Origin of the sequence: Levilactobacillus tujiorum (genome assembly GCF_012641185.1) — a bacterium.
Taxonomy (GTDB): Bacteria; Bacillota; Bacilli; order Lactobacillales; family Lactobacillaceae; genus Levilactobacillus; species Levilactobacillus tujiorum.
The window spans coordinates 1-227 of sequence record NZ_JAAXLK010000079.1; the positions used below are offsets into that span (position 1 = coordinate 1).

The 227-nt window shown below is 52.0% G+C and carries 1 rRNA gene; it reads right to left on the minus strand.

From position 1 onward, the window contains the following. A 23S ribosomal RNA gene (locus HF569_RS12290) occupies positions 1-227 on the minus strand; the annotation flags it as partial.

The window sequence follows — 227 nt, forward strand, 5'->3', positions numbered from 1 at the left end:
CTTAACCTTCCAGCACCGGGCAGGCGTCAGCCCCTATACGTCATCTTACGATTTTGCAGAAACCTGTGTTTTTGATAAACAGTCGCCTGGGCCTTTTCACTGCGGCTACACTTGCGTGTAGCACCCCTTCTCCCGAAGTTACGGGGTCATTTTGCCGAGTTCCTTAACGAGAGTTCACTCGCTCACCTTAGGATACTCTCCTCGACTACCTGTGTCGGTTTGCGGTA